The organism is Psychrobacter sp. KFRI-CH2-11 (genome assembly GCF_038239325.1).
Lineage (GTDB): Bacteria > Pseudomonadota > Gammaproteobacteria > Pseudomonadales > Moraxellaceae > Psychrobacter > Psychrobacter celer.
Window position 1 is genome coordinate 2,154,683 of the sequence record NZ_CP151283.1, and the last position, 14,174, is coordinate 2,168,856.

Below are 14,174 nucleotides of genomic sequence, written 5' to 3' on the forward strand. Positions count from 1 at the left end.
CTGCAGTATGAGATATCACTCACCAAATACCAGTGCTACCTTTTGCGGCGCATTTTTAGAGGCAATGACCCACAGCAAGCTTAGGACGATGGCCGAGCCGATAAAGATAAGCATCGATGACATAAAAGCGTCTGAGCTGCTATGCGCCATAGACATCACCTCACCCGTATGAGCCATTTGCATCTCCATCGCGGCCATACCTGTGTAGTGCATCCCGCACACCGCAATACCCATGATAAAGGCACTGCCAAAACGTTGTAGATTGCCGCGCAGATTAAAGGCCAACCATAGCGCAGCGATCGATGCGGCAATGGCAATCGCAATCGAGGTGAGCAAAAGCGGGGTGTTATAGGACATGGTTGCGTCCATCTGCATGGATGCCATGCCCGTATAGTGCATGGCGGCCACGCCAAGACCTGTCAATATCCCGCCGCCAAGCAGTTTTGCCACACTTGGTACACCGCGGCCAACGATGACCACACCGACCGCCACAAACAGTACCGCCAGCAGCATCGACACAATCGTCAAACCCAAATCATAGGTCACGGGCATCTTCATATCCACGGCCATCATACCGATATAGTGCATCGACCAAATCGCACCACCGATGGCAAGCGAAGACAGCGCTACCCAAAAGTACAAGTCATTGCCAGGCTTAGCAGACGGAACTCGGATGGCCAAGTTTAGACCAACATACGAGCCAAACACAGCGATGGCATACGAGACAAGCACCAACATTAGGTTATATTCAACTTCTATCATTTTTTCGCCCTTTACATTTTTATAAACAGTGAGCCCAAGCCATTTAAGCCACTTAAGATGTGTACGAGTCGCCGTACTTGAGACGCTCATTACTTTTTTGTCATAGGTGTTATTTGACCCATGAGTGACTTTTACCAGATAGTAAACTCGCAAACATGGGTACTGCCCGCACCGCAGCTGGTTTCTTCTGCGCGCACTCTGCCCACCGCAGGGTTGCTTGCCAAAAAGCCTTCTATATACCCCACCACAAAATGGCAGCCTGAATGCGAATGCTCGGATGACTGACAAAACGGACATTTCACCAAAGTAATGGCATGGTCACGGGCCTTGATTTTAGAAAAAACCTTGAGTGCAGGCACCAATTCGCGGCTGATGGCAGCAGACATCTTGAGCGGACTACCAAGCGCATAGTCACGCTGATAGATACCGCCGCCAACCTTGCGGCCCAGCTCATACATGGCACTGACGCGTCTTTCGGCCGGCAGACTGGCTTTGTACTGAGTGACCACCTCGGCTATGTCTGGATACCGCGCACCGATAACGGCCAGTACGCTTTTTTCGTCTATTGCAGGTGCAGTAGGTGCCGATGGTATCGGAGTCGCCACCGGCGCCGCCTCGTCTTCCTCAATTTCCAGCTTAAACAGCGTACACCCATCGATGGCAGACAAGTCAGCGATCAAATCCGCTTGTGTCTTCGCGCCTTGGCTTTTGGCCACCACCTGTATGATGTTGCCGCCATTGCTTGACGGCTCTTGTCTTTGTGAGACAAGCTGATAGCCAGCTTTGATCAATGGTGAAATCACATTGACCAAACGGATGCGTTCCGAGGCGGTTTCTAGTGCACAAGAGAATCTCAACACTCACTCCTTTTTAACAATACAGCCAAACTTTTTCGTGCTGAATTATTTTGGTAAACTGCAGCGCTGATTAGGTCACCAAAATATCGCCAGACGTACAACTGTTTTGCGACTTTTTTAACGTATCAATCAGCAATAGCAGTATTGCCAGCGAACACATGGTTTTTTATATATTAGCTGCTCAAAATCTCGTTACTATCTGGTTACTTTACAGAAGTAATTTTGGCTGCATTATCAATGAATACATATTGTCTCGCAAGCAGATAGCCGGCATTGACCGATAAGTGGCAAGATTATCCGATAGGTGGCTACACGCTCACGCGGAAGGTGGGTTCATTGTTTAAAAATCGCCATAAGGCTTGAATACCATGACTTTGGTGAGGATTTGCTATCATTGGATGCTGGACGCAGATCAGGCATTATCACCTTTACGGTATCGTGGCTATCCTTATAGGCGGCGGTTTCTTTATTAATCGCTAAGACTAAGACGAATAAATGTGTGAATATTACAACTGAAACATGATCAATAAAAAGCTCGCTTTTTGGTTAAAAAAACGGTCAAAAAACAGCCAAAAATGACAGCGCCCGACTGTCATCATAGATATCTACAAAACCTAAACGGCGACCGCTGATTTCAGTTATCATGCGGCTATGGTTAACCTACAATCAATCGAAAATAAAGCGCTTATATAAATTTACACGCGCTGATGCCGCGCAAAATGGATGCCAGTCGCATATGACATAAAGTATGTCAATGTAAGGCCTCCGTGTAAAATTTCAGTATAAAAATCAATTATAAACCTAAGCATATTTGAATAACTCTAAAAGGAAAATGAATGCCAAAGCAGCGTACCACTATCGAGCTACCCCGCGGTACCCTTGATCTCACGTATCAGACCAATAGCCATAACGGCAATGCAGCGTATCAATTAAATGATTTATTGGGCTTTGCCCAGCGCATCAATCCTAAGCGCGCATTTTTGTTTGTCTCAAAAGTCTTAGGTCGCCATATTCCTGTCGCTCCCAGCACCATGCGTACCGCTTTTACTGATTTGGCCACGTTGATTCCCAGCCATTTGCCCGAGCCTATTTTGGTGATTGGTATGGCGGAGACGGCGGTGGGCCTATCAGCAGGCGTGCATCAAGCGCTGCAAACCCGCTACCCCAACGCGCTACTGCTCAACTCCACCCGTCACGCCCAGCATAGCGCTGACGCCGCACCTAACGACAGCGCCTGCCTGCTGACGACTTTTAGCGAAGATCACAGTCACGCCAGCCAGCACTTGATTTACCAAAGTGCAGATCAAGCGACACAAGCGCAATTACTTGCGAGTAAAACGCTTATTATGGTCGATGACGAGGCCTCGACAGGCAACACCTGCGTCAATGTCGTCACCGCCCTACGTCACGCTGGACTTATTCAGTTAGAGCAAGTGCATCTAACCACGCTGGTTGATTGGTCACTCAATCAACAGCAAGAAACCACAAAGACCGCAGACGCCATATCTAGCCGTCTGCCTGATATTGATTTTTATCGCCATCACTTATTGTCTGGCGCGTGGACTTGGACAGATGCCCCCAATCCTGAACCGATTACGATGCCAGCAGTCGATACCACCGAAGCTGGTAGCCAGCCATTAGGTGACACCGGCAATTGGGGGCGCTTCCCAACGCTCGATAGTACAAAGGGGTTTGATCGTTATTTAGCGCACTTCCAAACGGTATTTACACGCTTTCGCGAGCAGGTATCACCTAGCCTGCCTCAGTGGCCTGCGCGCATATTGGTATTAGGCAGTAATGAGTTTGTTTGGTTGCCGTTTTTGTTGGCAGAGTGGCTAGAAAGCCAAACGCAGGCTACCGTCAAATTTGGCGCGCTGACACGCTCGCCGATTGCCCTTGGCGGCGCGATCAGTACGATGCTAAGCTTTCGTGACCATTATGGTCTTGGCATGACCAACTTTGTGTATAACGTCGAGCCAAAGGCGTGGGACTTGATTGTACTGTGTGTGGAAACTGCGACTGATAGCGTCGATGAGATGTGGCAAGATTTGGACAATGTATTGATAGTAGGTGGTAAAATATGAGCACGATGTTTTTTCAGCCCAGCCCTCATATCATCAAGCCCTACGCCCTTATGGATCTAGACGATACGCTATTTCAAACTCAGCGCAAAATTGATGCATGGCAGCTGCCTACCGCTGCGCCTGAAGACTTGGTCTGCGCCTCCGTCAACAAACAAGGCGAGCCGCTGAGTTTTATGAGTCAACGGCAAGCGGCGTTCTTTAATTGGTTACTTGCCAGCACTGAGCTGATAGTGGTCACAGCCCGCGATCGTCATGAAATCAAACGGGTAAAACTGCCGTTTGATAGCTGGCAAATACTCACCCACGGCGCGGTTATTTTAAGCCCTAATGGCGAGCCACTAGGCGCATGGCAGCAGCATATGTATGACGCACTGTTGCCTCTGCAAGACAAGCTGGCGCAGCTAAGCGCGGTATTTGCCAAGCATGCGCAGAGTACCAGTAGCCATCTAGTGTTTACCGCGCATCGCGATCGCTTTGGGCGTGGCAGCGCTCATCAGGACTTGATGATTTATCTGGCGATCAAGCATGGCCAAAAAGACCATCAGGCGTTGGCAGCGCTGGCAGAAAAACTGCCAACGCTCATACGCGGCTTTGAGACAGACTTTTATGTCCATGTGAATGCCAATAATTTGGCCATCCTACCGCATGCGGTGCATAAGCGTCATGCCGTGCAGTTTTTATTAGCGCAGCACCTAGATGCTCAGCGTCCTAGCTTTGGCTTTGGGGACAGCTTGGCCGATTTGCCATTTTTGCAGCTGCTGGACTGGTATGGCATGCCAAATCACGGTCAGATGCATGACAATATTAGCCGCTAACGGGCTGTAGATATCGTGAATAATGACAATCGCTTATATAAGTAACTATCTTTATGACCCATCCTAATATGCAAACATTCGCACAATACGGCTCAGGCAGTTACCTGCCCTCTGATGTTACCGTACTACTCGACATCGTCGACAAACAAGCAGTCGCCGATGTCCCTGTCAGCCAAAAAGAAGCGCTGATCCAAAGTGGCCAGCGTCATTACTCTGATATGCTGACACTAGAGCAGGCACCGACCGCCATGCATGAGCAGCTGTATCAGCAGGCACTAGCGCAGGGTGCAGATAGAACGGCAAGCGATATCGCTAATTTGGCTTATACATTGCACGATATCTTTGGGCAGACAGTGGATAATGAGCAGCCGCTGGTACTGGTCAGCTTAGTGCGAGCAGGACTGCCGATTGGTGTGTTATTGCAGCGTGCCCTATCAGATGATGACAGGTCAGATAGCGATAGCAGCTACGCCTTGCCTAGTGTACATTATGGTATCAGCATCATCCGAGATCGCGGGCTTGACCCTGTCGCGCTGCAAATGATACTGGACGCGCATCCAAGCAGCCCGATTGTCTTTGTCGATGGCTGGACGGGCAAAGGCGCGATTTATCAAGAGCTTGAGCGCAGCTTGCGGCCTTTTAATCAACCCAATCAGCCGCACTTTGCCAATATTTTTCATCAAGGCGCAGGCGTCGTTCCCCTACTGACGTTGGCCGACCCTGCAGGGGTGGCGTGGCTGGCAGCAAGCAGTGAGGACTGGCTGATTCCATCGGGACTATTAAACAGTACTGTGTCGGGGCTGATTTCTCGTAGTTTGTATACCGAGCCGCAGTCAGGACTACACCGCAGCGTGTTTTATGAGGAGCTGCGTGCAATCGATCACAGCCTCGCCTTCATCGAGCAAATCGATCGTGCGCGGCAAACCCTCCAGCGCCCCATGCGATGCTTGCCGATGCATCAGCAGCCACGCTATCGGACCGCAGGTTTAATCGATAGCATTGCCGCCGACTATCACATCACCAACCGCAATCGCATCAAGCCAACCATTGCCGAGGCTACCAGAGCGATACTACGCCGAGACCCTGAGCGTATCTTACTGGCCTGCGCCGATCATCCCGATACGCTACTATTACGACATTTATGTCACGAGCGAGATATCCATATCAGTGTATTAGGTGATAAAATACTACCCTATCACGCCATCACCCTTATCAAACAACGCAGCAAAGACGACTGTTAATATACATAGTCATATCGCTTATACTAGGGCGTGTCTTCAATGACAACTTTCGTGATTTACGGGTTAAAAATGGCTGTATTTATGCCAAACGGTGTCTCATTCTTAGCTAATATACTGATATGAGCTTTGAGCTGACCCTAGCTGGACAAAAATATATCTCATTTTTAACCTCATAGTTCCGTTGCAGACGCGTGCTAAAGCCAGTTTAAAAAAGCGCTATCCTAATAACATCGCCGCGCTGGTCTATGTTTTTGCTTACTCAGCCTATCGTGTGAGAAGTATAAACATAGACCAGCCGTCCTGTATTGTTTTTTTTTGAGTGAGACGATGATAACGTTTTACCCTTTCATTCATCACAACTACGATACCCATTATGTCCGATATACCCAACAACCAATCAAACCTATACGCGCATACCCAATCTTATGCCCACCTCATCACCGAGCGCCATGCCATGGTGAGACCGCATACGCATCACCCTTATCAGCTCGGTGCTAGCCTGTATATGCCGGCCACGCGCCAAGACATCTGGCAGGTCATCAAACGCGACAAGCTACCGACGATTAATAGTATTATCATCTGTCTAGAGGACGCTGTCGGTCATAGCGATGTCGAGCTGGCACTCGAGCGCTTACAAGACTTACTAAATACGTGGGCTGAGCATGTCGATACGATCAATCAACCCTGCAAACCAGCGGCGCTAGAATCCCAGCCGCCCGCCCAGCTGCCGACACGCCCCTTGGTCTTTGTGCGTCCGCGCAGCCCAGCGATGCTACAACAGCTCGCAGACTACGCTCATATCGACCTTATCGATGGTTTTGTATTGCCAAAAGTGGATATGTATAGCCTGTCCAATTGGCGACTGGCTTGTCAAAATATTAGCAGTACCCAGCTGCTGATGCCGACGCTCGAGACCGCAGCGCTCTTTAATCCGCGGCACAACCAAGAGCTGGCCATCGGCTTTAAAGAAGCCTTTAATCAGCCAGTCTTTGCCCTACGTATCGGCGGCAACGACTTATTTGCCGCGCTGCGCTTACGTCGCCCAAAAAACAGCATCGTCTATGATACCCCTATTGGCACACTGGCCTATCAGCTACTCGGCTGCTTTGTACCGCACGGGTTTTATCTGACAGCGCCCGTCTTTGAGTATCTAGATCAGCCAACGCTGTTTATGCAGGAGCTGACTCGCGATGTCAGCTTGGGTTTAGTCGGCAAGACCGTCATACACCCAAGCCAAATTGCGTTGGTGCAGCAGGCGTACTGCGTCTCTCTTAGCACCTTAGATGAAGCACAAGCGATACTGCATAGCGAGGCCAAAGCGGTATTTAAGTACAATAACACCATGCTCGAGCCTGCCACGCATCGTGCTTGGGCGACAGAGATCGTCAACCGCGCTGAGGTATTTGGCGCGATAGATGATAGCAGTAGCGAGTATCGCGCTCGCCTCTAGAGATTGGGGCGTGTCCTTATGGTAAACACACTGATAAAATCAAGATAAATGGCACGCACATATCAATCAAAAAAGCCGCTATCACAGCTGTGATAGCGGCTTTTTGGGTGTTGTACCAATGCAAACGCTAAGGCAATATTAGACGCAGCACTCTAAAAACTGGCCAATGATGCGATTGACCTGCTCAGGCTCTTCCACAGTGGCGGTATGGCCTGCACCTTTGACAATCGCAAGCTTTGAGCCTTTGATCGCAAAATGCATACGCTCGGCCTTTTCATACGGCGTTGCCGCATCCTCATCCCCGACGACGATCAAGGTCGGCGTGGTAATCGCACCTAGCTGATCGTAAGTACCTGAGCGCTCAATCACCCCCATCGTCGCCTTGATGACGCCACCCTTACGATTGCCTTGTAGCATCGTGAGCCACTCCTTACGCTCAGACTTGCGCGATTTGTCTGCCAAAAAACTGCTGCCAAACATAATCGGCATCACTTTATTACTGACGCGCTTGATACCCATCCAGCGTATGGCCTTGACCAGCTTACGATACTGCGGCACGTTTTTTGGGTCTTCTGGATCGGCAGACGTCTCCAGTAAGATAAGTGATAGCAAGCGTTCTGGGACTTTGATGGCGATACGCTGCGCCACAAACCCTCCCATTGATAGACCGACAAAGTGACACTTTTCGATATGTAGTGCCGCCAGCAAGGCTAATGTGTCCTCTGTCAGCGTGTCCATATCGTAGCCTGACTTGGTGATCTGTGATTGACCTTGACCACGAAAATCATAGGCAATACAGCGATAGTGCTCTTGGAAGTATGCCACTTGCTTGTCATACATCTGCGTATTCCATAACAAGCCATGAGCAAACACCATGACTGGTTTTTGCGTATCATTTGGCGCGCTGTCTTCGTAATAAATGTCTGTGTTATTGATATGGACCGTTGGCATAACCACTTCCTTGTCTGATAAATAAGAGAGGTTGGTGACTTATTTTGGGTATTGACAGTTTAGCATATTTAACCTTTATATAGCCGTGTCTTTAGCGCCCACAAAACTTGCTTTTATAATCAGAACAAGCTGCTATAGTAAGTAATCAAAGCCGCTGATCCACGCTGCCGCCATCTACAAAGGCGGACGCTACAAGCCAATATCCTCAATCGCTATACACGACACAGCGAGATGATAAGTTGTTTTTTGTCGCATCGAGCGGCGTAGGCATAGCGCGCCAGAAAAAAGCGTTTCATTGAGCAGCTTGCTAGCCATGTGTCTGATTTATCTTCTGATTCATCTAGCGATACGATTAGCCAACGTCATAAGACCATTCATATAAGGAAATCCAATGTCATCCTCTCTTGTTGAGTATCAAAGCGAAAACCATATCGCCACCATCACCCTAAATGACCCAAAGAGTCTCAATGCTTTTAGCACACCACTAAAAAAAAGCGTATTGACCGCCCTTGAGCAAGCCGATGCTGATGACGACGTTCGAGTGATTGTCCTACAAGGCGCTGGCGGTAATTTTTCTAGCGGCGGTGATATCAAAGAGATGCTGTCTGAAGGCATCGACAAAGAGGTGATGTCCAATAAACTAAAGGGCATGGTCGAAGGCGCAGGCGAAGTCAGCTTAAAGCTACGCCATATTCACAAGCCGATTATTGCTAAATTAGAAGGTGCAGTGGCCGGTGCAGGCATGAACCTAGCACTCACCTGTGACTTTCGTATCACCGCCGACAACGCCAAATTCGTGCAAGCGTTCGTCCACATCGGCCTCGTCCCTGATGCAGGCGGTGTATATTTACTAAACCAGCTAGTAGGCCCTGCAAAGACCACCGAGCTTGTGATGCTAGGCGACAAAATTAGTGCGCAAGACATGGCTGAGCTAAACTTGGTCAATCAAGTTGTGGCGCCCGCTGAATTAGATGATGCGGTAGCAAAACTCGCTTCTCGTCTAAGCGTCCTGCCAGCTCAGGCATTATCCAGCATGAAACATATGCTAAACACCCACGCCTATGCAGGGCTAAATGAAGCGCTCGATATGGAAGTACAGCAACAAGCCATGCTGGCCAAAACCGATGATTTCATCGAAGGTGTCAGCGCCTTTATCGAAAAGCGCAAACCAGTTTATACCGGTCGCTAACCCGCTAGGAAGGCTCTGATAACACTCGAAATGTACTATCATCAAAAAGGCTGCCATCAGGCAGCCTTTTTTGGATGAAATGAGATAACGTAGGCTTTTATGAAGAGGTAGCAGCTGGCTTATAGTGATGTGGTAACGTGAATATCTTGTCAAATACCAAGGTAAATATAAAAGTATATACCAAGAAGTACAGCAATAATGCCGCCTCCATCATAAAGGCTGCCACCAAACCTACATCGTACCAAAGCATATACAGCGGCAAGCAAATCAAGACCAGCCCGCCTTCAAACCCAATAGCATGAACGCTACGGATCAGCAGTGTACGCTCTGCTACTTGCCGGCGGCGCTCCCATGCTTCAAATACGGTATTGTATAAAAAATTCCAAATCACCGCCGCCAATGACACCATCACCGCCACTGGCAAAGACTCTGCGGCATCACTACCACTGAGCATCATCAATATATAGGTGGATGAGATAATCGCGATGATTTCAAAGACAGTCACATAGACGATGCGACGTTTGAGAGGGGATAAAGTAATCAACCAAGACTCCAAAGCACCTGAATGATAAGTGCATAATCAAAGTATCGGTCCGTCCCGAGATAAAAAAGTAAGAAAATAAGAAAGTGCAGAGCCACGGTTTCCGCCTGCACTTATCGACCATTTGGTCAGAAGCGCTTATTTGGCGGGTGGACCCCACTGATTGGTTTCAGGCTTGGTATCACTCGCCAAAAATACCAGTAGGATGATAGAGCCTATCAAAGGTAAAATAGAGATGAAAAACCACCATCCTGAGCGACTGGTATCATGCAGCCTGCGCACCGTCACCGCCAAGCTTGGTAAAAACAAGCCAAGTACCACTACGATATAAAACAGCCCTGTTTCTGCATCAAATATCATGCTATCTAACATCATCGCTATAAACAGTAAACCCATTTGCACCAACACAAAATACCAATATTCTTTACGTCGGGCACGACCAGAGAAGTTGCTATAGTTTCTAAGACATTTTTTAAACCAATCGAGTATGCCATAGTTTGCTTCGGCACTATGATTGTTCACCGCAGCATCTGGCAAGGGTGGTGGCGTTACTTTATCGAGCATATTTTTATTTTCCATAGGGTTTGTCTTCATGTATCTGTAAGGGTTAAGTCGCCAACCAAAAGTTTGACCAGTTCACTAAAGTATAAACTCCAAAAAAAAGTTTGCAAACTATTCAAAGTATTTTATTTTCATAAAAAAACCCCGCATCATTTTGACACGGGGTTTATTTCATCTGACTAAAGCGTTTAAATGAAACTTAGGTCAACTGAGCAACGTTAATCTTATCCGCTTCTTCAGTGTACTCTTCCATACGATCGAAGTTCATGTACTGATACACTTCATCGCCCATGCTGTTTAGCATGCCAGCATACTGCTGATACTCGTCGTTGGTAGGCAGTTTACCCAGTACCGCAGCCACTGCTGCAAGCTCAGCTGACGCCAGATAAACGTTGGCGCCTTGACCAAGACGGTTCGGGAAGTTACGAGTCGACGTCGATACCGCAGTAGATTTCGGTGCGATACGTGCTTGGTTACCCATACATAGTGAGCACCCTGGCATCTCAGTACGAGCGCCGGCTTGTGCGTAGACGTTGTAGTAACCTTCTTCCATCAACTGGCGTGCATCCATCTTAGTTGGTGGTGCGATCCATAGACGCGTCTTCAGGCTACCTGCTGGTACGTCTTGTAGCAATTTACCTGCCGCGCGGAAGTGACCGATGTTGGTCATACACGAGCCGATAAATACTTCATCGATGGTGTCGCCAGCCACGTCAGCTAGAGTCTTGGCATCATCTGGATCGTTCGGGCAGCAAAGGATTGGCTCTTTGATCTCGCTCATATCGATAGTCATATCAATGGCGTATTCTGCATCGTCGTCAGCACGCATGAGGCTTGGGTTGGCAAGCCAGTCTTGCATCTGCTCGATACGGCGGCTGATGGTACGTGCATCGCCATAGCCTTCAGAGATCATCCACTTAAGTAGGGTGATGTTTGAGTTTAGATACTCAGTTACCGACTCTTCAGATAGCGTGATGGTACAACCAGCAGCACTACGCTCAGCTGAGGCATCAGATAGCTCAAACGCTTGCTCAGCGGTCAAGTCTTCTAGACCTTCGATCTCAAGGATACGACCGTTAAACTCGTTGATTTTGCCTTTCTTATCAACCGTCAAGTAACCTTCTTTGATGGCTTGATAAGGGATAGCATGGACGAGGTCACGTAGGGTGATACCAGGCTGACGCTCACCGACGAAACGCACACGCACAGACTCAGGCATATCTAGCGGCATCACACCAGTCGCGGCTGCGAAGGCTACCAAACCAGAACCCGCTGGGAACGAGATGCCCATTGGGAAACGAGTATGCGAGTCGCCACCAGTACCAACGGTATCTGGAAGGAGCATACGGTTGAGCCATGAGTGAATGATACCATCACCTGGACGTAAGCTAACGCCGCCGCGGTTCATGATAAAGTCAGGTAGTGTGTGCTGAGTCTCAACGTCAACTGGCTTTGGATAAGCGGCCGTATGACAGAATGACTGCATGACAAGGTCTGCTTGGAAGCCCAAACATGCCAAGTCTTTTAGCTCATCACGGGTCATTGGACCTGTGGTATCCTGAGAGCCAACGGTAGTCATTTTTGGCTCACAGTACATACCTGGGCGTACGCCTTCTAGGCCACACGCTTTACCGACCATTTTTTGTGCAAGGGTAAAGCCTTTACCGGTATCGGCTGGCTCTTCTGGTTTCGCAAATACGTCTGAATGACCCAGACCCATGTACTCACGCGCACGGTTGGTCAAACCACGACCAACGATCAATGGAATACGGCCGCCAGCGCGCACTTCGTCGAGCAAGGTTGGCGAGTTTAGTTTGAACTCTGAGATGATCTCGTCTGAGTCATGCTTGGTGATTTTGCCATCATGTGGATAGATGTCAAACACATCGCCCATGTTTAGCTTATCAACCGCCACTTTTTCAATTGGCAAAGCGCCAGAGTCTTCCATGGTGTTAAAGAAGATAGGAGCGATGTTATTACCAAGTACCAGACCGCCACCGCGCTTGTTTGGTACGTTCGGGATGTCTTCGCCCATCAGCCATAGTACTGAGTTGGTCGCAGACTTACGGCTAGAGCCGGTACCGACAACGTCACCAACATAAGCGAGCGGATGGCCTTTTTCTTTCAATGCTTCGATCTGCTTCATTGGACCGACCACGCCTTCTTCGTCAGCAGTGATGCCGTCGCGAGAGTTTTTGTGCATGGCTAGTGAATGAAGTGGAATATCAGGACGGCTCCACGCGTCTTGCGCAGGAGATAGATCGTCAGTGTTGGTCTCGCCTGTGACTTTAAACGTCGTATAAGTCGATTTTTTTGGTACTTCTGGGCGGTTCAAAAACCACTCAGCGTCAGCCCAAGACTGAATCACTTCTTTTGCGATGTCGTTACCCGCTTCGGCTTTTTCAGTCACGTCATTGAACGCGTCAAACACCAGCAAGGTTTTCTTTAGTGCATCAGCTGCTTCTTGAGCAACCTCTTCGTCATCAAGCGCGGCAACCAATGGCTGTACGTTGTAGCCACCTTGCATGGTACCTAGGATTTCGACCGCTTTTTTCTTACTGATAAGTGGAGATGAGGTTTCGCCCTTTAAGATAGCAGCCAAAAATGCAGCTTTAACGTAAGCAGCTTGGTCAACGCCAGCAGGAATACGGTTTTCTAGCAGGTTCATCAAAAACTCATCTTCGCCTGCTGGTGGGTTTTTTAATAGTTCAACCAATTCTGCTACTTGCTTTTCATTCAGTGGTAGCGGTACAGTTCCTAGCTCGGCACGTTCTTCGACATGTTTACGATAAGCTTCTAACACAATAGTCGTCCTCGTCAGTTGGGGTTAGCACAATACGTGGGAGTCAGCATGACCGCCTGCGTCTGTGTACTAGATGAAATAATTATCCGTGCAATCATAGCTTAAAACGCTCTAAATGTTAATGGCTATGGCTTTAAAAGGCTCAGAATAAGGCCATATTGGACATTTATTATAAAAATAGTACCATCAACCAGATGACTGATTATTTCCTTATCCGTCTAAAGATAACCAGCTGTCTTAGAGGTCATTTTTTGCCCGTATAATCAACATAAATGACATAACAATCGCGCTTTTAAAAATACAGATGGCCGCTTATAGAGCAACACAGACTTGAAAAGACTGCGCATACGCCTAAATACAAAACACGGCAAAAAATCTCAGAGATAGCAAGTTAAAATATCCATACCACATACAATAAACAACAGGGACGACCACAATATGGCAGACAACACCGCTTACCAAAACGGCCTACAAGTACGCACTGAAGTGATGAGCGAAGCACATGTCAAACGCTCATTAGATAACGCTACTGGCTTTACCCAGCCGCTACAAGACTGGATCATCGAGCATGCTTGGGGCAGTACGTGGCAGGATGACTCGGTTTTACCGCGCAAATACCGCTCCTTAATCACCATCGCCTTTTTGGTCGCACAAAAAAGCCCGACCGAGCTGAAGGGCCATATTCGCGGTGCCATCAACAACGGGGCGAGCGTTGCCGAGATTCGAGAGGTACTGATGCACAGCTTGCCCTACTGCGGCGCGCCTGCCACTCAAGAAGCGTTTCGCGCTGCCATAGAAATCTTAAATGAGCTGGACATTGATATAGATATTTAAAACTATGGTGATAAGACATTTCATAGTACTCTTAACGATATTGTACAAAAACAGACTGTAAAATCCCTGCTATAATACCGACACTT

Annotated in this window: 12 protein-coding genes; 6 read left to right on the plus strand and 6 right to left on the minus strand. The window is 48.4% G+C overall.

The window, feature by feature from the left end:
• Window positions 1-15: 15 nt before the first annotated feature.
• Complete coding sequence (locus tag AADH33_RS08855) at window positions 16-762, minus strand: MHYT domain-containing protein (protein ID WP_348548659.1); 747 nt, start codon at window positions 760-762, stop codon at window positions 16-18.
• 131 nt (window positions 763-893) lie between these two features.
• On the minus strand, window positions 894-1,619 hold the full coding sequence (locus AADH33_RS08860) for a hypothetical protein (RefSeq protein WP_348548660.1): 726 nt from the start codon (window positions 1,617-1,619) through the stop codon (window positions 894-896).
• An 836-nt stretch (window positions 1,620-2,455) separates the two neighbouring features.
• Between AADH33_RS08860 and AADH33_RS08865 the strand changes: the two genes are divergently transcribed.
• The 4 genes from AADH33_RS08865 to AADH33_RS08880 all read left to right on the plus strand — a co-directional run bounded on the left by AADH33_RS08865 (window position 2,456) and on the right by AADH33_RS08880 (window position 7,209).
• On the plus strand, window positions 2,456-3,703 hold the full coding sequence (locus AADH33_RS08865; protein WP_348548661.1) for a phosphoribosyltransferase domain-containing protein: 1,248 nt from the start codon (window positions 2,456-2,458) through the stop codon (window positions 3,701-3,703).
• Entirely contained in the window at window positions 3,700-4,518 is an 819-nt protein-coding gene (locus AADH33_RS08870) for a hypothetical protein (protein WP_348548662.1), read from the plus strand. The genes AADH33_RS08865 and AADH33_RS08870 overlap by 4 nt, the downstream gene beginning before the upstream one ends.
• A 53-nt stretch (window positions 4,519-4,571) precedes the next feature.
• On the plus strand, window positions 4,572-5,759 hold the full coding sequence (locus AADH33_RS08875; RefSeq protein ID WP_348548663.1) for a cysteine protease StiP domain-containing protein: 1,188 nt from the start codon (window positions 4,572-4,574) through the stop codon (window positions 5,757-5,759).
• A 373-nt stretch (window positions 5,760-6,132) separates the two neighbouring features.
• Entirely contained in the window at window positions 6,133-7,209 is a 1,077-nt protein-coding gene (locus tag AADH33_RS08880; RefSeq protein ID WP_348548664.1) for an HpcH/HpaI aldolase/citrate lyase family protein, read from the plus strand.
• Window positions 7,210-7,347: 138 nt separating this feature from the next.
• Here the strand turns inward: AADH33_RS08880 and AADH33_RS08885 are convergent, their stop codons facing one another.
• Window positions 7,348-8,160 (minus strand): alpha/beta fold hydrolase, encoded by an 813-nt coding sequence (locus AADH33_RS08885; protein ID WP_348548665.1) that lies wholly within the window; start codon window positions 8,158-8,160, stop codon window positions 7,348-7,350.
• A gap of 391 nt (window positions 8,161-8,551) precedes the next feature.
• Here AADH33_RS08885 and AADH33_RS08890 point away from each other — a divergent pair, with 391 nt between their 5' ends.
• Window positions 8,552-9,349 (plus strand): enoyl-CoA hydratase/isomerase family protein, encoded by a 798-nt coding sequence (locus tag AADH33_RS08890; protein WP_348548666.1) that lies wholly within the window; start codon window positions 8,552-8,554, stop codon window positions 9,347-9,349.
• 97 nt (window positions 9,350-9,446) lie between these two features.
• Here AADH33_RS08890 and AADH33_RS08895 read toward each other — a convergent pair whose 3' ends face one another.
• The 3 genes from AADH33_RS08895 to acnB form a co-directional block, all read right to left on the minus strand.
• Window positions 9,447-9,893, minus strand: coding sequence for a PACE efflux transporter (locus AADH33_RS08895; protein ID WP_348548667.1), 447 nt, complete (start codon window positions 9,891-9,893; stop codon window positions 9,447-9,449).
• Between the two features lie 135 nt (window positions 9,894-10,028).
• Window positions 10,029-10,469, minus strand: a complete 441-nt coding sequence (locus AADH33_RS08900; protein WP_241900648.1) for a DUF805 domain-containing protein — start codon at window positions 10,467-10,469, stop codon at window positions 10,029-10,031.
• A 181-nt stretch (window positions 10,470-10,650) separates the two neighbouring features.
• On the minus strand, window positions 10,651-13,254 hold the full coding sequence (gene acnB / locus AADH33_RS08905; protein ID WP_075101058.1) for a bifunctional aconitate hydratase 2/2-methylisocitrate dehydratase: 2,604 nt from the start codon (window positions 13,252-13,254) through the stop codon (window positions 10,651-10,653).
• Between the two features lie 438 nt (window positions 13,255-13,692).
• Between acnB and AADH33_RS08910 the strand changes: the two genes are divergently transcribed.
• Window positions 13,693-14,088 (plus strand): carboxymuconolactone decarboxylase family protein, encoded by a 396-nt coding sequence (locus AADH33_RS08910; RefSeq protein WP_348548668.1) that lies wholly within the window; start codon window positions 13,693-13,695, stop codon window positions 14,086-14,088.
• The last annotated feature ends 86 nt before the right edge of the window (window positions 14,089-14,174 follow it).

Coding starts and splice junctions, on each gene's coding strand:
- AADH33_RS08855 (WP_348548659.1), bottom strand. CDS start 762: ATGATAGAAGTTGAATATAACCTAATGTTGGTGCTTGTCTCGTATGCC.
- AADH33_RS08910 (WP_348548668.1), top strand. CDS start 13,693: ATGGCAGACAACACCGCTTACCAAAACGGCCTACAAGTACGCACTGAA.
- AADH33_RS08890 (WP_348548666.1), top strand. CDS start 8,552: ATGTCATCCTCTCTTGTTGAGTATCAAAGCGAAAACCATATCGCCACC.
- AADH33_RS08875 (WP_348548663.1), top strand. CDS start 4,572: ATGACCCATCCTAATATGCAAACATTCGCACAATACGGCTCAGGCAGT.
- AADH33_RS08880 (WP_348548664.1), top strand. CDS start 6,133: ATGTCCGATATACCCAACAACCAATCAAACCTATACGCGCATACCCAA.
- AADH33_RS08870 (WP_348548662.1), top strand. CDS start 3,700: ATGAGCACGATGTTTTTTCAGCCCAGCCCTCATATCATCAAGCCCTAC.
- AADH33_RS08865 (WP_348548661.1), top strand. CDS start 2,456: ATGCCAAAGCAGCGTACCACTATCGAGCTACCCCGCGGTACCCTTGAT.
- AADH33_RS08885 (WP_348548665.1), bottom strand. CDS start 8,160: ATGCCAACGGTCCATATCAATAACACAGACATTTATTACGAAGACAGC.
- AADH33_RS08900 (WP_241900648.1), bottom strand. CDS start 10,469: ATGGAAAATAAAAATATGCTCGATAAAGTAACGCCACCACCCTTGCCA.